The sequence below is a fragment of the Kribbibacterium absianum genome, from assembly GCF_030067705.1.
Classification (GTDB): Bacteria; Actinomycetota; Coriobacteriia; order Coriobacteriales; family Atopobiaceae; genus Kribbibacterium; species Kribbibacterium absianum.
In genome coordinates this window covers 276,306-293,160 of the sequence record NZ_JASJEX010000001.1, presented here as the reverse complement: position 1 = coordinate 293,160, position 16,855 = coordinate 276,306, and the positions used below count along the sequence as shown (strand labels likewise).

Sequence of the window (16,855 nt, the reverse complement as noted above, 5' to 3'; positions counted from 1 at the left end):
GGTCACCACTCCACCGTGGCGGCACTGGCCGGGTGGGAGTTCACTTCGATCTTTGAGGCGCGGCCCTCTCGCACGTGGATCACCCGGTCCGCGATCTGCGTGAAGGCGAGGTTGTGGGTGACGATGCAGACAGGCTGGCCCGTCTCGTGGCAGGTGTCCTGGAGCAGTTCGAGGATCTGCTTGCCCGTTTGGTAGTCAAGGGCGCCGGTGGGCTCGTCGCAGAGCAACAGCTGCGGGTTCTTGGCGATCGCGCGGGCGATGGCCACGCGCTGCTGCTCGCCGCCGGAGAGCTGCGCCGGGAAGTTGTCGAGGCGGTGGCCGAGGCCCACGCGCTCGAGCACCTCGGCCGCCGGCAGTGGGTCGGGACAGATCTGCGCGGCCAGCTCGACGTTCTCGACGGCCGTGAGGTTCTGGACCAGGTTGTAGAACTGGAAGACGAAGCCGATGTCGAGGCGCCGGTAGTAGGTGAGCTGCCGGTCGTCCATGTCGGAGACCACGCGGTCGCCGAGGCGGATCACGCCGCTCGTGGGCTTGTCCATGCCGCCGAGCATGTTGAGCACCGTGGTCTTGCCGGCGCCGGAGGGCCCGACGATGACGCAGAGCTCGCCCTTCTCCACCGAGAAGGTCATGCCGTCGACGGCCGTGACGTCCACCGACCCCATGTGGTAGACCTTGCGCACGTCCTGGAACTCGATAAACGCCATGGGCACCCTCCGCAGCCGGGCGCGGATGGTGCGGGGGCGCCCTCGGTTGTCTGTGGCCAATGGTTGGCGAGTGAGTATTCTGAAGGAATCTTGTGGCGATTGTGAGGGGGATTGTCATGAAAGCTGGAGGCGCCGTGGGACCGACCCGCGACCAGCAGATTCGGCGCAAGATCCGGTGGGGCGGCCGATGCCAGGGAGTGGGCTTCCGCTACACCGCACAGGACCTCGCGAACCGGCTTGGCCTCACCGGCTGGGCGCGCAACGAGCCGGACGGCACCGTGGAGATGGAGGTCCAGGGGCCCGCCGAGCAGGTCGCGCGGTTCCTGAGCGCGATGCCGAACGCGTACCGGAGGCTCCCGAGCATCAAGTTCTGGGTCGAGGACCTGGAGAGCGAGCCGGTGGACACGCAGGAGACGTCCTTCCGCGTGCGCTACTGAGCACGTCAGGCCTTGGCGACGGCCGTCTCCAGACCCGTCCAGCGCCCGCGCACGACGAGCGCCGCGATCACGAGGGCGCCCACCGTGTCCACGATGGCCGGCGCGAAATTGATGCCGGCGTAGAGCGCCATCGGCACGAAGTACGCCCAGGCCTCGAAGACGATCAGGAACAACGGCGCGGCGGCGAACAGCCAGTACCAGCCCGAACGGCCTTGGAACCTCTTGAGCCCCCACGCGTCGACGCCCGCGAGGACCACCGCCACCACGGCGAGGTTGAACGCGGCGAGCTTGTCGGCGGTCCAGAAGTCCGCGATGGTGAAGGCGCTGTAGCGGCCGTCGAGCGTCTCGGTCATCGATTGGATCACGCGGTAACGGTCCGCCATGTAGTTCGCGTACCGGATCGCGAAGTACGAGAGCAGCACGGCGCCCAGGAAGCAGAGCGTGCCCACGAGCGCCCCGCGCGGCGTGCGCGACGCACAGGCGATCACGACGGTGGCGAGGACCCAGATGCCGAGCGAGCCGGACGGGAAGCTCAGGTAGAACATCGTCCGGTAATTGAACATGGGGTTCTTCTCGAGGGCGACCACAACCGCGCCCACGATGACCCCGGCCATGACGAGCAGCACGGCCTTGGCGCCGAGCGTCAGCGCCGGATGCCGCTCGGAGAAGAGCGCCGGCGAATGGCCGGCGAACGTCGCCAGGTCGTCGCGCGGCGCCATGGTCCGCCGGGTCTCCCGCCGAGTAACCTGCCCTGTCCAGCGCATGTCGCCTCCTCTGTCGCAGGGGCGTGTCCCTTTGTATTAGGTTGGTGCCCACGAGGAAGGGAAACAGCTGGTAGCAGGGTTGCTTTTGCCGGACAGCACAGCTCGTGCGCCGACTTGCTTTCAAGCTGACAGATCGACAACCCTCTGCCTGTCTGGCAATCAACAAAGAAATGGGTCACCGCCCGACGGACGGTGACCCATTTCTCAGTTTATGTGAGGCCCGATTAGATGACCATCTTGCCGCGATGGATCACGTGACGGATGTGGAAGTCCTTGTCCACGAGCAGGATGTTGGCCAGCTTGCCGTCCTCGAGGGTGCCCATCTTGTCGGCCACCTTGAGCGCGAGGGCCGGGGTGACGGTGCAGGCGTTGATCGCGTCGGCCGCGGGCACGCCCAGCTCGATCAGGCGCTTCATCGCGTCGTACAGGTTGCCGTCGGAGCTGGACAGCACGATCTTGTCCTGGAACTCCGCGAAGGTGGAGGTCACGTTGCGCTTGTCCACGTTGTCCTCGCCCACGAGAAGCTGCAGGAACTTCCCGTCGTTCTGCAGCACGGCCTGGAGCACGGTCGGGCGCTTCGGGTCGAGGACGCACTCCTTGCCCCAGTAGCGCTGGGCCATGACGACGCCCGCCTTGAAGGCCTTCTCGGCGTCGGCAAAGGAGGGGTCGGTGTCGACGATGGCCACCTGGGCCTCCTTGGAGACCAGCGAGATGTACTTGTCGGCGCCCGGCTGCGCGGCGTCGACCTCGATCAGCTTGAACGCCTTCTTGGTGTCGGCCTCGATCTTCGCGAACTCGTCGGCGTCGTCGTAGGCGAGGTCCTTCCAGGACTCGTCAGAGGGCTTGGCGTCCTGGATGTGCGCGATCGGGCGCTCGAGGACAAGGCCGGCAAGGTCCGCGCACTCCGGGTGCAGGGGCGCGGTCTCGGTGTTCCAGGTGTCCATGAAGCGGGCGGCCTTCTCGGCGTGGGCCGCAGGAAGCTTGGTGACGCCGTACCAGGTCAGGACGCCGTTCTGCGCCTCGAGGTCGCTGATCTTGTCGATGGCGAAGTTGCCGCCCTCGTCAAAGTGGAGCTCGCCGCACTGGGAGACGTGCACATCGATCAGGGCCGGGATGGCGAAGAGCTCGAAGCCGTCGACGATCTCGTGGTCGGCCTTGGCGTCGCTCTTGATGTACTCGCCATCGGTTACCAGGTCGGTCTCCTTGAAGGTGCCGTCGGGCTGGTAGATCTTGGCGTTCTTGATGCGCATGTCGTGCTCCTTAAGGTTGCTTATCTGGAAGGCGCCCGAGAAAAACAGCGTGGGGACGCTTTGGTTCCGCTCCCTTGGTACCCGTCCGACCGGTGCGTAAGCGGGTCGGCGCCAGTCTCGTCAAATCCGCTGATTTGGGTACGTGCGTGAGAAGCCGAGGCCGGGCACGCTGACGGCCCCGGCATCCGGGCCGACGCCGAAGACGTCGGGGGCGACCCGCGTCTCAAGGAGGGTCCAATGGGAAAGCCAGCCGCGAAAAGGGTCGCGGGCGCCGTCGCAGCGGCGGCCATCGTCGTCGCGGGCACGTGGGGCGCCGGCACGCTGCTCCGGCGGCTGCGGCAACAGCGCGACGGCGTCGGCACGATCCCGTTGCCCGTGCTGCCGGACGCACCGGACCGAGCACGGCAACGGGGGCCGTTCTCAGCGCAGATCGGCCTGTTCAGCCTGCTCGCGCCCGGCACCGGTCGCATCCGCGTGGACGTGCCCTGGGACGACGACTGGTTCTTCCAGGACCCGAGAGTCTACAACCCGGACCTGGCGCGGGCGTGCGCCGCGCTCGCGTTCGTCGCCGTGAGCGAGTCCTACCACTTCAAGAGCCGCGGCGGCGACCCGGCGGACATGGAGAACGCGCTCGCGGCGCTCGGTTTCACGGACTGTCGCACCCACTCCTACCAGTACCGGAGCCGGCCTGTGGACGAGGTGCTCGGCGCCCTCACGGACACCGTTGACGTGGCCGCCTATGCGATGGCGCGCAAGGACCTCGCGCCGCGGCCGGGCGAGCGGCCCACGACGGTCCTGCTCGTCGCCGTGCGCGGGTCCTATGGCAGCGAGTGGATCAGCAACGTGAAGCTGCCGGCCGACCTGGCGGAGGAGAGAGCCGAACAGACCGAGGCCGACCTGTGGACCCTCGAGGGCGTGGACCACACCGGGTTCGAGCGGGCGGCCAGGGAGATCCTCCGCGACCTCGTGGACTACGCCACGGGTCTCCGCGACCGAGACGTGAAGCTCGTGCTCTGCGGCCACTCGCGGGGAGGGTCCATCGCAAACTACGTGGCCGGCCACGTGGTGCGCCTCGCGAGGTCGCCCTTCTCGGTGTGCCGGCGGGAGAACGTGTACTGCTACACCGTCGCCGCGCCCACCGTGACGAGCAGGCCGGACGCACAGGGTCCGGCGTTCCGCGGCATCTTCAACCTCTGCAACCCCAACGACCCCGTGCCGCGGCTGCCGCTCTTCAAGTGGGGCTACCGCCGGTACGGGCGCGACGTCCTGCTGCCCGGTTACGGAGACGAGGGCTTCGACGCCCGGTTCCGCGCGATGGCCTCGTACTTCGAGCTGACGATCGGAGTGCCCGTGCCCTACCGCCCGAGCGATCGGGAGACCGTGAACCGGTTCGTGGCGTCCCTGGACGAGAGGATCCCCACGCGCCGGGCGTGGTCGAGCCCTGTGAACAAGCTGTACTTCGGCGCTCGGCTGCTCACCCTGGCAAACCCGGCGCAACTCTTCGCGAGCCACTACGAGAGCGTGTACCTGAGCTGGTTGCAGACACTCCGGACGGACGGCCTGACGTTCCTGCCCCCTGGGGAGCCGCTCCGTTGAGAAACGGGCGCGGAGCCCTTGAGCCCCGCGCCCCACCAGCGATGGTTCATCAAACGGACGGCGCATGCCGTCCTCGGCCGCACGGGCTAGACGGCCTCGCGGAGGCCCTCCTGCTCGGCCACGCGCGCCAGCTGCTCGCCGAGCGCGACGCAGCGGTCCTCCTGGCTGCCCTCCGGCTCGCCGTTCACCTTGAGCGTGGCCACGAGGTTCGCGCCGTCGGCCAGCATGCGCTGCTCCCAGGTGTCGATCCACTCGCCCACGCCGAACCCGAACGAGCCGAACACGGCCACGCCACGGCCGGCGACATGCTCGTCCAGGGACTTCATGAGCGGCTCGAAGGTGGTCTTCTCCAGCTGCTCGACGCCCATCGCGGGGCAGCCGAGGGCCACCGCATCGTACTTGTCGAGCATGGAGGCGTGGAAGTCCTGAGCCTCGAAGATCGCGACGGTCGCGCCGGCGTTGCCCGCTCCGCGCGCGATGAGACGGGCCATCTTCTCGGTGTTGCCCTTGCCGCTCCAATAGACCACTGCCACTGCGCCCATGGACGCCTTCCTTTCCTGATCCCGCGTCGACGGTCTGTGCACTCCTACCGTTCACCGACACGTTGATTGCGTTCGCAGACCAGATGCTGCATTGGACTCGGGACAGTATGCCCGAATCGGGGCATTCGTCAATCACCTACGGGGAGGATGTTCACAGTCCCTTTATATCGTTTGGACGCAGGATAAAACCAAAGGAACCTGCATCCAACGGGGTGTTCTCTCACATCTCATTGCATCTATGATTTCTTGCACCGAACGCGGGTCGAACACTCTCTGCAGGTTCGCTGAATACCTTTGCGTCCACGTGCGGTTTCACGTAGGCTGGGCGGACTTCGTTTGTCGTTGGGCATCGATCGCTCCCTTACCGCTCCCCGCCCTGACGGCCGTCACCGGACCCGAGCCGAGGAGAGCCATGAGAGCGCACCAAGGAATCGCAGCCGCCGGCATCGCCGCCGCCCTCGCACTGGCAGCGCCCGCTCCTGCACGCGCCGTGACGTATGAGACGCAGTTCGCGGTCACGGCCGCTCAGCAGAGGCTCGAGGAGAGCGCCGAGGCCTACAGCGAGGCACAGGCCGCCTGGGAGGATGCGACGGCCGAACTTGACGCGGCAACGCAGGAGGCAGAGGACGGCCAGGCCCGTCTCGATGCCGCGTCCGAGGAGCTTGCCACACAGAAGACCAAGGCAGCGGCCGCGCTCCGCGCCATCTACCGGCTGCGGAGCGCCAACGTGGGGCTTGTGGACCTCATCGTCTCTGCGGAGGACTTCAACGACTTCATTGCCACGGTGGCGGCGCTGAACTCCCTCGAGGAGCGCACCGCCTCGGAGCTCGAGCGCCTGACCGAGGCCGAGACCCAGCTTGAGGCGGCGCAGGCCACGCTCGACGCAGCCGAGGTCGCCGTGCAGAGGAAGGCCGACGCCGCCGAGCAGGCCAAGGAGGCAGCCGAGGCGGCCCGCGACGAGGCGGAGCGGCTCCGTGACGAGGCGCAACAGAAGGCCCGGGAGGAGAACGCCGCCGAGGCGGCTGCAGGGTCGGCCGCCAACATGAACGTCACGTACGTGGAGTTGCCCGCCGTGGATTGGACGCTGTCCCGGGAGGACTTCGTTGCGGTGTGGGCCCCGCGCATCGACGCGTATCTGGCCGGCTCTCCGCTCGCCGGGCACGGCGGCACCTTTGCGGAGGCCGCTTGGGACAACGGCGTGGACCCCCGCTGGAGCCCCGCCATCTCGAACACGGAGAGCACCAAGGGCGCACACTGCTTCTTGCCGCACAACGCCTGGGGCTGGGGCGACGTGAGCTGGCCGGACTGGGACACGGCGATTCGCGAGCACGTGCAGGGGCTCGCGCGCGGGTACGGCTACACCATCACGCCCGCGGCGGCCAAAAAGTACTGCCCGCCCAACTGCGAGGCCTGGTACGAGAGCACGGCGACGGAGATGCTCAAGATCTAGCGGGACGGGTTATCCTGCCTTACGTTACCGGCACGAGATGACCGCGCCCTGCGGCGCTGTCCTGTCACGAGGAGGCGCCATGAACGTGGTCGTGTACTGCGGGTCCAACTACGGCACCGACCCGGCCTTCGCCGAGGCCGCGACGGCGCTCGGGACCTGGATCGGCGCGTCCGGCAACAGGCTCGTGTACGGCGGCAGCTCCGTGGGCTGCATGGGACTGGTGGCGCGCGCCTGCCTCGCGGCCGGCGGCGAGGTCTACGGCGTCGAGCCGCACTTCTTCATCGAGCAGGGCGTGGCGCAGATGGACCTCACGCGCCTCTACGACGTCCAGACGATGTCCGAGCGCAAGGCAAAGATGATCGAGCTGGGCGACGCCTTCGTGGCGCTGCCCGGCGGCGTGGGCACGATGGAAGAGATCACCGAGGTCATGGTGCGCGTGCACCTGGAGCTGGACGTGCGGGACCGCTGCTTCCTGCTCAATGTGGACGGGTTCTACGACCCCTTTGTCCAGCTGCTGGACTCGATGGTGGAGAAGCGGTTCCTCTCCGAAGCGGAGCTGGCCAAGTTCCGCTTCCCTAGGACGGTGGCGGAACTCACCGCAGAGCTCGCAGGGCTGGAGGCGCTCCCTCTGTGAAAGGGGGACGGCCGGGCGCTCCTCTCACACAAGGGTGAAGCTGCCGTCCCCTTCCAGCGCCCAGGAGTCGTCGGGGAAGCGCCCTTCGAGGAACGCGAGGGCGTCGAGTGCCTCCGCCTTCTCGCAGAAGCGCAGCTCCATGCCCGACCCCCGCACGGTCCATGGCGTGCGGCAGTCCCGTGCCGGCCGCACGGTCAGCTCCTCCTTGCGCTCCTGGATCAGGATGAAATGCTCGGCCATGGCGCCCCCTGCGTTGAGTCCCCTTCTTTTGCATGGTAGGCCCCGTCTGAGCAGAAAACTCTCAATCGCGCTGTTGTTTTATGCCAGTGGCAGGAAAACTCAAGACTCCTCCACGGCCACGCCCTGCTCGTGGAGCTCCGGCGAGAACGTGCGGCCGAACCACTCGGACCTCTTGCCGAGCTCCACCTGCAGCGCCTGCACGCCCATTTGCTCGGCAAGGGTCGGCTCCCCGCAGTAGAGGTTCGTGCCGATGCCGAGCCGCTCGCCGTCGATGGAGTAGCCCATCGCGGTCAGCACCGTGGGGAACAGGTCCATCGGTGTGAACTCACGGCCGGTGAGGACGTCGGCGTCCGCCGCCGGGCCGTTGAGGATGCAGTTGTACTCCGTGCGGTCCAGGTACTCCACGCCGTCCACGAGGTTCGCGTCCATGCGCGGGTGGTCGCCCACGATCACGACGACCGTGTCCTCGTACCAGGGCTGCTCCTTCACCCACGCAACGAACTCGCCCACCTGTCTGTCCGAGCAGGCCACGACGTTCGCCGTGGTGTTCTCGTACGCGGAGCCGCAGAGGTCGCACACGTAGCCGTCCACATGGTGGGTGTCGACGGTGAGCATCGTGAAGTTGAACGGCTCGCCAGCAGCGGCCAGGCGCGTGAGCTCCTTCTTCGCGATCGGGAACAGCCGGGCGTCCTCGAAGCCCCACCACACGTAGTAGTCCTCGGGGATGTCGCCGTTGGCGCGGGCGGTGTAGAGGTCGTAGAAGTCGTAGCCGCCGTGAGTGGTGAAGTAGTTGCGGCGACCGCCGAACGAGGCGTCCGACCCGCAGGCGAACTCCTGCGTGTAGCCCTGGTCGCGCAGGAAGTCGCCGATGGCGTAGAGCCCGGTCGCGAAGCCGTCGACGTTCTGGTAGGTCTCGTTGCCGTTCTCCACCGGGAAACGGAACGGGACGCCCGAGGACGACGAGACGAGCGACCCGATGGTCCAGGTGGTGCCCCTCACGGGCCGCGAGCCGCCGAGCCTCTCGGTGTTCGAGAACGAGACGTTCTCCTCGGCCAGACGCGTGAGGTTCGGCAGGTAGTTGACGTTCTGACGGCCGCCGGCCTCGGTGGAGGCGTAGGTGGTCTCCATGGACTCCAGGTAGATCCACAGGAGGTTCTTCTTCCGCTCCGGCGCCGTGATGGTCACGGTGCGCGGGTCCACGTAGACCGCCTGGTAGAGGTCCGTCTCGCTCAGCTGGCCACCGAGATAGTCGAGCACCCGGAAGTGACGGTCGCCGGCCACGGCGGAGCCGGCCACGACTGCCGCGGCGCCGCCGAGCAGGCCGCGGCGCGTCCAGAGCGCCTGCTTGAGCGCCCGCTCGGACGCGGGGCCCGGAGTCCCGGCGGCCTTCTCGGCCCGCCGGCGGAGCCACCAGACGAGCGCCGCAGCGGCCACCGCCACTGCGACCGTGGGCGGCACAACGGCCGCGAGCGCACTCTCGAGCATGCCCGACCCGGTGCCCTCCAGAGGGCCGGCGAGCGTCGCCACAACGGCGTCGAACGACACCTGAAAGGTTCGCGAGCCCCACACGACGAGCGCACAGAACGCGGCGGCCACGGCGCAGAGCGCCACCAGGGCGACCGACCCTGCGACGGAGCCGTGCGCTTTCTTAGCGAGACGATCCGCCGCGGCGGGCCCGTCCTGGGCGGTCGTGAGCGGAGCCGCGGCGTCGGGCGCGAAGTGTCGGCCGCGCGCCTGCTTGGCCGCCGCCTCGGCGTCGCGCGCCTCGGTCTCGGGTGTCTGAGCGTGCTTCACTGGGTTCCTTACCGAACGTGAGAAAAAGGCCCCGGACGCGCGTCCGGGGCCCGCGAATGCGGCACGAGTACGGCGCGTTCGCGCTGCACCATGGTAAAGACGGAGAGGCCGACCCCACGATGTGGCGGCTACCCTGAATGAAAAGTGCAGAAACGTAAGGCGCCCGTCACGCTCGGCTCGGCAACTCCAGGCGCGCGGAGCCGAGCACGTGGCCTTTCACCGCGTGGCGGAACTCGTTCAGGTAGTAGCCCTCCTCGAGACCGAGCGCCGCGTCCAGCGCAAAGACCCGCAGGGTGTAGTCGTGGGTCTTGTCCGGCGGACAAGGGCCGGTGTAGCGCTGGGTCAGGGCCGGGTCGTCGCTCGTGGCGGCATGGCTGTTGCTGCCCTGCGTCATCGGGAGCGCACCGGACTGGCTCGCGTTCTCTGGCACGAGCCCCACCACAGGAATGTCCGTGGCGCACCAATGGATCCACGGAAAGCCGCAGACCGGGACCGAGTCCCAGTCCACGAGGGTGAGTGCGAGCGCCTGCGCCCCCTCCGGGACGTCGGCGACGGTTATGGGGAAGCTCACGCAGGGGTCACCGTCAATGGTGGCGTCCGCCGGTGCGTACTTGCCGTAGAGGTCCGGCAGGAAGCCGTTCTCGTCCAAGGGCACGTCGATCTTCATGGGTCTCCTTCCCGCTGCAGAGTGCGTTGATTTCAGGTTAGGGCAAGCGGGAAGGAGAGCGTTGATCCATCTCAAGGCAAACGGGTCGCACTGAACCTCGCCTGATATAGTCGCTCCGGCACGTCTGATTTCAATCTGTTTGTAGCGCGTGAGGAGCGTCATGAACGAGAACCGCCGCTTGAGGCCATCGCGGGTCATCCTCGCGACAGTGCTCGCGGTCCTGTTCGCGGTCGTCCTCTTTGACACTCGGTCCATCGCAACGACGGAGCCCAACGGCTTCGCGGAGCACGTCGAGGCGCCGAGCGGCGCCGGCTATGGCCCGGGCGCTATCCCCGTGCAGCGCGGCGCCGGCGAGTTCTCCTGGCAGGTGGGCGGGGCCTGGAAGGTCTCGAGCGTGCGGCTGAGCAGGGACCCCATTTGGACAAGCCCGCGGGGCGTCACGTACACCTTCAGCCCATGGACGCACCTGTCGGCCGAGCGGGCGCTCGAGGTCGCGAAACAGCTGGGCACGGGCGTGGAGACATGGACCGCGCAAGGCTGCCGCTGGTTCTACTCCCGCTCGGCGCTGGGCGAGGCGTTTCCCTCGTGGCTGCTGGTGGCGGCGCCCGAGGAGGGCGAGGGGCCCGGGCTCGCCGTGATGGTGCAGGGGCCGCCGGGCATGGACACCGCGCTGCCATCGGAAACGTGGGCGGTCTTCGACTCCGTGACCTTCAAAAGCTGATGTGCAAACAGGGACAGTCCCCGTTTGCACATCAGCTTTTTACGTGACCTCGATCGAGACGATGGTGACGTCGTCACCGGCGGCCAGCACTGTGTCCCCGCTCCCGCAGGAGGGACAGGTGGGGCCGGCAGGAAACGCCGGGTACTCGAGCCCGCACGCGCGACACCGGTTCATGGCCGGCACGGACACGCTCGAGAGGGCCGCCCCGCGGAGCAGGTCCGTGCGGTCCGCGGCCCAGCGCCAGGCCTCCTGGAACAGGTCGGGCACGATGCCCGTGGCCTCCCCCACCTCGAGCGACACCCTGTCGACGTGGCCGACGCCGTTCGCCTCGGCGGTCTCGGTGACCGCGTCGATGATGTAGAAGACAACGCCCAGCTCGTGCAACGGGCCTCCTTCGCTTGCGGACGACCCTAGCGGCCGGTGAGCTTCTTCTTCGCGATCTTGACGCCGCGCTTGAGCGCGTAGGGCCCGATCGCCTTCAGCTTGTCCTCTGTGCGCACCATGCGGCTCGCCTCCGGGTGGTCCCGGTGCAGATGGATCGCGTCGAACGCGCACTTGGTGGTGCACACGCCGCAGCCGATGCACTTGTTGGGGTCCACGACGCTCGCTCCGCAGGACAGGCACCGCGCCGTCTCCGTGCGCACCTGCTCCTCGGTGAAGGTCTCGCGCTCCTCGGCAAAGGGGTGCGCGGCGACGTCCGCACGGTGGCCGGGCTCCTGGCGCCCGGCGGTGTCATAGCTCGGCAGCTCCGCACCCTCCTTGTCGAACTCCACGTAATGGCGCGGGTTGCGCCCCACCGTGAGGCTCGACCCCGGGTGCACGAAGCGGTGCAGCGAGACGGCCGCCTCGTGACCCTGCGCGATGGCGTCGATCGCGAACCGCGGCCCGGTGAGCACGTCGCCTCCCACAAAGAGGTCGGGCTGCGCCGTCTGATAGGTCACCGGGTCCGCCACGACGCGGCCGCGCACCAGCTCCAGCTCCTCGCCGTCGAGCAGCGCGCCCCAGTCGGTGGCCTGACCGATGGCGAAGACCACGGTGTCGGCGTCCGTGCCGGTCTTCTCGGCCTCGTCGTAGACGGGCGAGAACCGACCGGTCTCGTCGAAGACCTGCGTGCAGCGCTTGAACGTCACGGCCGCCACGCGGCCGTCCTCGTCCACGGCGACCTCGACGGGCCCCCAGCCGTTGTGGATGCTCACGCCGTCGGCCACGGCCTCGGCGACCTCCTCGACGGTCGCGGGCATCTCGTCGGCGGACTCGAGCGACCAGAGCGACACCTCGCTCGCGCCGCGCCGCGCCGCCGTGCGCGCCGCGTCCACCGCGACGTTGCCGCCGCCGACCACCACCACGCGGCCGAGCGGCTCGGGGTCGGGTGCGTCGGTGGCGGGGTTCGCCAGCCGCGCCAGGAAGTCCACGGCGGTCTCGCATCCCTGCGCGTCCTCGCCCGGAATGCCGGGCAGGCGGCCGACAGAGCAGCCAATGGCCAGGTAGAACGCCTGGAAGCCCTCGTCGCGCAGCTGCCGGAGGGTCACGTCCTCCCCCACGCGCACGCCCAGGCGCAGCTCCACGCCCATGGCCTCCATGACGGCCACCTCGGCCTCGAGCACGTCGTTGTCCAGCTTGAAGCTCGGCACGCCGTAGGCGAGCATGCCGCCGGGGCGCTCGTGCGCGTCGAAGACCACGGGGCGGTAGCCCTTCTCGGCCAGGTAGTAGGCGCACGAGAGGCCCGCCGGCCCCGCGCCGATAATCGCGATCTTCTGGTCGAAGCCGCCGCGGTTGGACGGGACGCGCGCCGGTGGGATGTAGCGGGTCTCGGGGTCGAGGTCGCGCTCGGCCAGGAAGCGCTTGACCTCGTCGATGGCCACGGCCTTGTCCACGCGGTTGCGCGTGCAGGCGTCCTCGCAGCGGCGGTTGCAGATGCGGCCGCAGACCGCCGGCAGCGGGTTCTCCTTCTTGATGAGCGCGAGAGCCTCCTCGTAGCGGCCGAGCGCCGCCAGCTTGAGGTAGCCCTGCACCGGCACGTGGGCCGGGCACGCCGTCTTGCAGGGCGCCGTGCCGGACTCGTGGCTCTCGATTCGGTTCCTGTCGCGATAGTCCGGGCTCCACATGTGTCGACCCCAAGGCGTGTCGTCCGGTAGCGGCTGCCGCGGGTACGCCGGCACCTCGTGGGTCTCCGCCGAGCACAGCTTCTGACCCAGTTTCACCGCACCGGCCGGACAGGCCTCGACGCACTGGCCGCAGGCCACGCACTTGTCGCGCTCGACCTTTGCGGTGTACGCCGACCGGCTCATGTTGGGCGTGTTGAAGAGCTGGCTCGTGCGCAGCGCGTTGCAGACGTTCACGTTGCAGTTGCAGATCGCGAAGATCTTGTGCTCGCCGTCGATGTTCGTGATCTGGTGCACGAAGCCGTTCTGCTCGGCGCGCTCGAGGATCTCGAGCACCTCGTCGTAGGTAACGTACCGGCCGCGCTCGGTCTCCACCAGGTAGTCGGCCATGTCGCCGACGCCGATGCACCAGTCCTCGGCGTCGTCCGCGCAGCCCTCGCCGAGCTTCTCGCGGCTCATGCGGCACGAGCACGGGCTCGCGGCGTACTTGCCCTCGTACTTCTTGAGCCAGTGGGAGATGTGCTCCACGCTCGCGGTCTGGTTCTCCATCGAGATGGCGCGCTCCACCGGGATCACGTGCATGCCGATGCCCGCGCCGCCGGGCGGCACCATCGCGGTGACCTTTTCGAGCGGCAGCTGCGTCATGCGCTCGAACATCTTGGCCACTTCCGGGTGCTCGTCGATCTGGGAGCGGCGCATGTTGAAGAACTCGGCCGAGCCGGGCACGAAGGGCGGCAGCACGTAGCGGCGCTCGTGGTCGGGGTTCTTGCCGTCCTCGTTCTCGGAGTTCCATTCGATGAGGCCCGCGTAGCCCATGGCGTGGAGCAGCTCGAGCAGATGGTCCGGGTCCTTTCCGGTGAGTTCCGCAATCTGCGCGAGGGTCTTGGGCTGGCGCACCTTCATCTGGAGCGCCACCTCGGCCATCTCGTCCGTGATGCAGGCGGCGAGGCCGTAGTACTCCGGGTCCTCGGCCGTGACCTTGTGGCCGATGCGGTCGGAGATCAGGTTCGCGAGGTCGATGATGACCTGGCGGGGCTGCTCGGGCGCCGGCGGCTGGTAGTCCCAGGGGACGTGCTGACCGTCGAAGCCGGCGGCGGGGCTCAGGCGGCCGTGGTCGTCGACCGGGCACGCAGGCGCACCGGCCGGACGCGCGGAGCCGTACTGAGAGGTGCCGAGCGACACCGCCGCGACGCCGGCCTCCTCGGCGGACGTGGGCGCGGGGCCTCCGGGCACGGGAACACCGGAGCCCTTGACCACGGTCTCGTTCATGGGGATGGTTGCCACAGGTCCTCCTTAAGGACTGGACGCCTCGTTCTGGACGCTTCGGTCAAAGCTCTTTGTCCACGGTTGGACGCTTCGGAGAGAGCCGTTTGTCCACGCTCTGGTCAGCTGCAGCGTGGACAAACGGCTTTGACTCAAGCGTCCAGCTTCATCTGGTCACGCAGCCAATCGCAGAACGCGTCGACACCGTCACCGGTCTTCGCACACACCGGGAACAGCGGAATGCCCGGGTGGCGAAGGTGCACGTTCTTCTCGGCCTGTTCAAGGGAGAAATCAAAGTAGGGCGCCACGTCCATCTTGTTGACGACCACCGCGTCGACCACCTGGAACATCAGGGGGTATTTGAGGGGCTTGTCGTCGCCCTCGGGCACCGAGAGGATCGCGACATTCTTGGTCGCCCCCGTGTCGAACTCCGCCGGGCACACGAGGTTGCCGACGTTCTCGAGCACCGCCAGGTCCAGCGACAGCCCGGCGTCCTCGGCGGCCGCGCGCAGCTCTTCAAGGCCACGTCGCGTCATGCCCGCGTCCAGATGGCACATGCCGCCGGTGTGCAGCTGCACCGCGACGGCGCCGACCTCATCGATGGCACGGGCGTCGACGTCAGAGTCGATGTCCGCCTCCATGACCCCGATGGTCGTCTCCGGCTGTAGACGCTCGATCACGCGCGTGAGCAGCGTGGTCTTGCCCGAGCCGGGGCTGCTCATCAGGTTGAGCAGAAAGAGGCCGTCCTCGCGATTGGCCGCACGCAGCTCGTCGGCCGCCCGGTCGTTGCTCGCAAACACGGACTCGCGCACCTCGATGACACGGAGCTCCCGCTCCCTCTCGTCCACGGCCATGGCCATCCCTTCGGTCCTTGTCGTTTGGTTGCCCCTCAGGATAGCGAAGGAACCCTGTGAACACGGTTCACCCAGGGACGCCGCACCAATGCGACATGGGCTCCGCAGGCAGCTGACCCGCGCCCACCTGTCGGTGTGCAAACGGGGACTGTCCCCTTTTGCACGCGATACCAGAATGTTCTAGTTGTCGTATAACACGTGGCGCAGTATGGTACCATCTGTTCTAGTTGTTCTAGCACAGAGAGGAATCCCGATGGTACTCACCGTCGATCAGATGAGCGACGTGCCCATCTACCAGCAGATCTTCCGACAAGTGACCCAGGCGGTCGCAATCGGCGAGCTCTCGCCCGGCGACCCGCTGCCGTCCGTCCGCGCGCTCGGCGAGCAGCTGGGCGTGAACCTGCACACCGTGAACAAGGCCTACGCGCTCCTGCGCGACGAGGGCTATGTGGTCATGCGCGGCCGCGCCGGTGCGCGCATCGCCGACCCCTCCTCGTACCAGAGCACGGCCCACCAGGCCGCATCCCTGGCCCACGCGCTGGAGTCGTTGCACGCCGTCGCCCGCGACCTGGCCTCCCGCGGCCTCGACCGGGACGCCTTCCTCGCCCTGGCCGCACAGACGGCGGACGCCGTCTGGCCCTCTCGTTAACCCAAGGAGCCCTCCATGAAAATGCTGATTGTTGTCCTTCTCGTGGGTGCCGTCGCCCTCTGCGGCGCCCTCATGGCCTCGACGCCGTGGCTCATGCCCGCCACCGAGGCCTTTGCCGTCACGGTTCCGAGCAGCGCGCGCGAGAACCCGGCCATTCGCCAGTGGCGTCGCAGCTATTGCCTCGGGGCGGTCGTCCTCACGGTGGTCGGCTCTCTCATCGCACTCGGGAGCTGCACCTTTCTGGCGGACGCCGACGAGAACGCCGTTGCCTTCCTCTGGCTCTACTGCCTCGCGGCTGCCCTGCCGCTTGTTGGCTGCTTCGGCCTGATGCTGCATTACCGCCGCAAGGTGCAGGCCCTCAAGGCGAGCCAAGGCTGGCACGCGGCGGTCCAGCAATCCACGGCCGTCATCGATGAGCCCGAGGTCCCCAGGCCTGTCTCGATGTGGTGGAACCTGCTCTACGTGCCGCTCGTTCTGGTGACGGTCGGACTTGTCGTCTTCAACTACGACAAGATCCCCGGCCAGATCCCGATGCACGTCGGCTTCGACGGCACGGTCACCAACTACGTGCCCAAAACGCCCCTCTCGGCCGGCTTCCCCGTGATCATGGAGGTGTTCCTCGGCGTCATCTTCGCGTTCTCCCTCTGGACCATCCGGCGGTCGCGCAAGGCGGTGGACCCCGACCGCCCGCAGACGTCCGCCTACGCCTACGGCCTCTTCGCCCACGCTCAGGGCGTGTTCCTGCTGGTCATGGGCCTGGTGATCACGGGCGCGTGCGGCGTTCTCATGGCGTTGTCCAGCTTCGGCGCCATCACGATGGCCAGCGCCGCGATCATCGTCACGCTGCTTACGATTCTCGCCTGTGCCGGCGGCGTCGTGCTCGCCGTCGTGTACGGACAGAACGGCTCGCGCGTCTTCAGGCGCCTGGAGGGAACGGACGCCATGCCGGCGGACAACGACGAGCATTGGAAGCTCGGCGTCTTCTACGTCAACCGCGACGACCCGGCCGTGTTCGTGCCCGAACGCTTCGGCGTGGGCTGGACCTGCAACTGGGGGCGCCCGCTCGCATGGGGGTTCCTCGGGGGGATGGTTCTGTTGTGCGTCGTCCTCTGCTGGCTCTGTTTCGCCATGGGCTGACACCGCACAGAGAACGGCCAATGAGTCACTGCCCGGCGGGTGCTGACTCAT

Annotated in this window: 17 protein-coding genes; 7 read left to right on the top strand and 10 right to left on the bottom strand. The window is 67.9% G+C overall.

Annotated elements, in window-relative coordinates:
* Positions 1 to 2 precede the first annotated feature (2 nt).
* Complete coding sequence (locus QJ043_RS01310; protein WP_283712367.1) at positions 3 to 704, bottom strand: ABC transporter ATP-binding protein; 702 nt, start codon at positions 702 to 704, stop codon at positions 3 to 5.
* Positions 705 to 820: 116 nt separating this feature from the next.
* Between QJ043_RS01310 and QJ043_RS01305 the strand changes: the two genes are divergently transcribed.
* On the top strand, positions 821 to 1,141 hold the full coding sequence (locus QJ043_RS01305; protein WP_283712366.1) for an acylphosphatase: 321 nt from the start codon (positions 821 to 823) through the stop codon (positions 1,139 to 1,141).
* A 5-nt stretch (positions 1,142 to 1,146) separates the two neighbouring features.
* Here QJ043_RS01305 and QJ043_RS01300 read toward each other — a convergent pair whose 3' ends face one another.
* Both QJ043_RS01300 and QJ043_RS01295 read right to left on the bottom strand, forming a co-directional pair.
* Positions 1,147 to 1,860 carry a hypothetical protein gene (locus QJ043_RS01300; protein ID WP_283722701.1) on the bottom strand — a complete coding sequence of 238 codons (714 nt, stop codon included), beginning with the start codon at positions 1,858 to 1,860 and terminating at the stop codon, positions 1,147 to 1,149.
* Between the two features lie 269 nt (positions 1,861 to 2,129).
* On the bottom strand, positions 2,130 to 3,155 hold the full coding sequence (locus QJ043_RS01295; RefSeq protein ID WP_283712364.1) for an amidohydrolase family protein: 1,026 nt from the start codon (positions 3,153 to 3,155) through the stop codon (positions 2,130 to 2,132).
* Positions 3,156 to 3,392: 237 nt separating this feature from the next.
* On the opposite strand from QJ043_RS01295, the gene QJ043_RS01290 reads away from it, so the two are divergent.
* The gene (locus tag QJ043_RS01290; RefSeq protein ID WP_283712363.1) at positions 3,393 to 4,751 is read left to right on the top strand and encodes a lipase family protein; all 1,359 of its coding nucleotides are present in this window, start codon (positions 3,393 to 3,395) and stop codon (positions 4,749 to 4,751) included.
* Between the two features lie 86 nt (positions 4,752 to 4,837).
* On the opposite strand, the gene QJ043_RS01285 is transcribed toward QJ043_RS01290, so the two are convergent.
* Positions 4,838 to 5,293, bottom strand: a complete 456-nt coding sequence (locus tag QJ043_RS01285) for a flavodoxin (protein ID WP_283712362.1) — start codon at positions 5,291 to 5,293, stop codon at positions 4,838 to 4,840.
* Positions 5,294 to 5,705: 412 nt separating this feature from the next.
* Here QJ043_RS01285 and QJ043_RS01280 point away from each other — a divergent pair, with 412 nt between their 5' ends.
* Together QJ043_RS01280 and QJ043_RS01275 are read left to right on the top strand one after the other, a co-directional pair.
* Positions 5,706 to 6,743: a coiled-coil domain-containing protein gene (locus QJ043_RS01280; RefSeq protein WP_283712361.1), complete on the top strand. Its 1,038-nt coding sequence runs from the start codon at positions 5,706 to 5,708 to the stop codon at positions 6,741 to 6,743.
* A gap of 79 nt (positions 6,744 to 6,822) precedes the next feature.
* Positions 6,823 to 7,377: an LOG family protein gene (locus tag QJ043_RS01275; RefSeq protein ID WP_283712360.1), complete on the top strand. Its 555-nt coding sequence runs from the start codon at positions 6,823 to 6,825 to the stop codon at positions 7,375 to 7,377.
* A 24-nt stretch (positions 7,378 to 7,401) separates the two neighbouring features.
* Here the strand turns inward: QJ043_RS01275 and QJ043_RS01270 are convergent, their stop codons facing one another.
* The 3 genes from QJ043_RS01270 to QJ043_RS01260 form a co-directional block, all read right to left on the bottom strand.
* Positions 7,402 to 7,617 (bottom strand): hypothetical protein, encoded by a 216-nt coding sequence (locus tag QJ043_RS01270; protein ID WP_283712359.1) that lies wholly within the window; start codon positions 7,615 to 7,617, stop codon positions 7,402 to 7,404.
* A 99-nt stretch (positions 7,618 to 7,716) separates the two neighbouring features.
* Positions 7,717 to 9,411, bottom strand: coding sequence for an LTA synthase family protein (locus QJ043_RS01265; protein WP_283712358.1), 1,695 nt, complete (start codon positions 9,409 to 9,411; stop codon positions 7,717 to 7,719).
* A 166-nt stretch (positions 9,412 to 9,577) separates the two neighbouring features.
* Positions 9,578 to 10,078 carry a YbhB/YbcL family Raf kinase inhibitor-like protein gene (locus tag QJ043_RS01260; protein WP_283712357.1) on the bottom strand — a complete coding sequence of 167 codons (501 nt, stop codon included), beginning with the start codon at positions 10,076 to 10,078 and terminating at the stop codon, positions 9,578 to 9,580.
* A 160-nt stretch (positions 10,079 to 10,238) separates the two neighbouring features.
* Between QJ043_RS01260 and QJ043_RS01255 the strand changes: the two genes are divergently transcribed.
* Positions 10,239 to 10,799: a hypothetical protein gene (locus QJ043_RS01255; RefSeq protein ID WP_283712356.1), complete on the top strand. Its 561-nt coding sequence runs from the start codon at positions 10,239 to 10,241 to the stop codon at positions 10,797 to 10,799.
* A gap of 39 nt (positions 10,800 to 10,838) precedes the next feature.
* On the opposite strand, the gene QJ043_RS01250 is transcribed toward QJ043_RS01255, so the two are convergent.
* The 3 genes from QJ043_RS01250 to hypB form a co-directional block, all read right to left on the bottom strand.
* A complete protein-coding gene (locus tag QJ043_RS01250) occupies positions 10,839 to 11,183 on the bottom strand; it encodes a hydrogenase maturation nickel metallochaperone HypA (protein WP_283712355.1) in 345 nt (114 codons plus the stop codon).
* A gap of 26 nt (positions 11,184 to 11,209) precedes the next feature.
* The gene (locus tag QJ043_RS01245) at positions 11,210 to 14,185 is read right to left on the bottom strand and encodes an FAD-dependent oxidoreductase (protein WP_283722700.1); all 2,976 of its coding nucleotides are present in this window, start codon (positions 14,183 to 14,185) and stop codon (positions 11,210 to 11,212) included.
* A 131-nt stretch (positions 14,186 to 14,316) separates the two neighbouring features.
* Positions 14,317 to 15,024, bottom strand: a complete 708-nt coding sequence (gene hypB, locus QJ043_RS01240) for a hydrogenase nickel incorporation protein HypB (protein WP_283712353.1) — start codon at positions 15,022 to 15,024, stop codon at positions 14,317 to 14,319.
* A 247-nt stretch (positions 15,025 to 15,271) separates the two neighbouring features.
* Here hypB and QJ043_RS01235 point away from each other — a divergent pair, with 247 nt between their 5' ends.
* Both QJ043_RS01235 and QJ043_RS01230 read left to right on the top strand, forming a co-directional pair.
* Positions 15,272 to 15,667, top strand: coding sequence for a GntR family transcriptional regulator (locus QJ043_RS01235; RefSeq protein ID WP_283712352.1), 396 nt, complete (start codon positions 15,272 to 15,274; stop codon positions 15,665 to 15,667).
* 15 nt (positions 15,668 to 15,682) lie between these two features.
* Entirely contained in the window at positions 15,683 to 16,804 is a 1,122-nt protein-coding gene (locus QJ043_RS01230; RefSeq protein WP_283712351.1) for a DUF1648 domain-containing protein, read from the top strand.
* The last annotated feature ends 51 nt before the right edge of the window (positions 16,805 to 16,855 follow it).

What these genes read in the sequence shown, in the direction of transcription:
- QJ043_RS01310 (WP_283712367.1), bottom strand. Translation starts at nt 704, where the DNA reads ATGGCGTTTATCGAGTTCCAGGACGTGCGCAAGGTCTACCACATGGGG.
- QJ043_RS01305 (WP_283712366.1), top strand. Translation starts at nt 821, where the DNA reads ATGAAAGCTGGAGGCGCCGTGGGACCGACCCGCGACCAGCAGATTCGG.
- QJ043_RS01300 (WP_283722701.1), bottom strand. Translation starts at nt 1,860, where the DNA reads ATGGCGCCGCGCGACGACCTGGCGACGTTCGCCGGCCATTCGCCGGCG.
- QJ043_RS01295 (WP_283712364.1), bottom strand. Translation starts at nt 3,155, where the DNA reads ATGCGCATCAAGAACGCCAAGATCTACCAGCCCGACGGCACCTTCAAG.
- QJ043_RS01290 (WP_283712363.1), top strand. Translation starts at nt 3,393, where the DNA reads ATGGGAAAGCCAGCCGCGAAAAGGGTCGCGGGCGCCGTCGCAGCGGCG.
- QJ043_RS01285 (WP_283712362.1), bottom strand. Translation starts at nt 5,293, where the DNA reads ATGGGCGCAGTGGCAGTGGTCTATTGGAGCGGCAAGGGCAACACCGAG.
- QJ043_RS01280 (WP_283712361.1), top strand. Translation starts at nt 5,706, where the DNA reads ATGAGAGCGCACCAAGGAATCGCAGCCGCCGGCATCGCCGCCGCCCTC.
- QJ043_RS01275 (WP_283712360.1), top strand. Translation starts at nt 6,823, where the DNA reads ATGAACGTGGTCGTGTACTGCGGGTCCAACTACGGCACCGACCCGGCC.
- QJ043_RS01270 (WP_283712359.1), bottom strand. Translation starts at nt 7,617, where the DNA reads ATGGCCGAGCATTTCATCCTGATCCAGGAGCGCAAGGAGGAGCTGACC.
- QJ043_RS01260 (WP_283712357.1), bottom strand. Translation starts at nt 10,078, where the DNA reads ATGAAGATCGACGTGCCCTTGGACGAGAACGGCTTCCTGCCGGACCTC.
- QJ043_RS01255 (WP_283712356.1), top strand. Translation starts at nt 10,239, where the DNA reads ATGAACGAGAACCGCCGCTTGAGGCCATCGCGGGTCATCCTCGCGACA.
- hypB (WP_283712353.1), bottom strand. Translation starts at nt 15,024, where the DNA reads ATGGCCATGGCCGTGGACGAGAGGGAGCGGGAGCTCCGTGTCATCGAG.
- QJ043_RS01235 (WP_283712352.1), top strand. Translation starts at nt 15,272, where the DNA reads ATGGTACTCACCGTCGATCAGATGAGCGACGTGCCCATCTACCAGCAG.
- QJ043_RS01230 (WP_283712351.1), top strand. Translation starts at nt 15,683, where the DNA reads ATGAAAATGCTGATTGTTGTCCTTCTCGTGGGTGCCGTCGCCCTCTGC.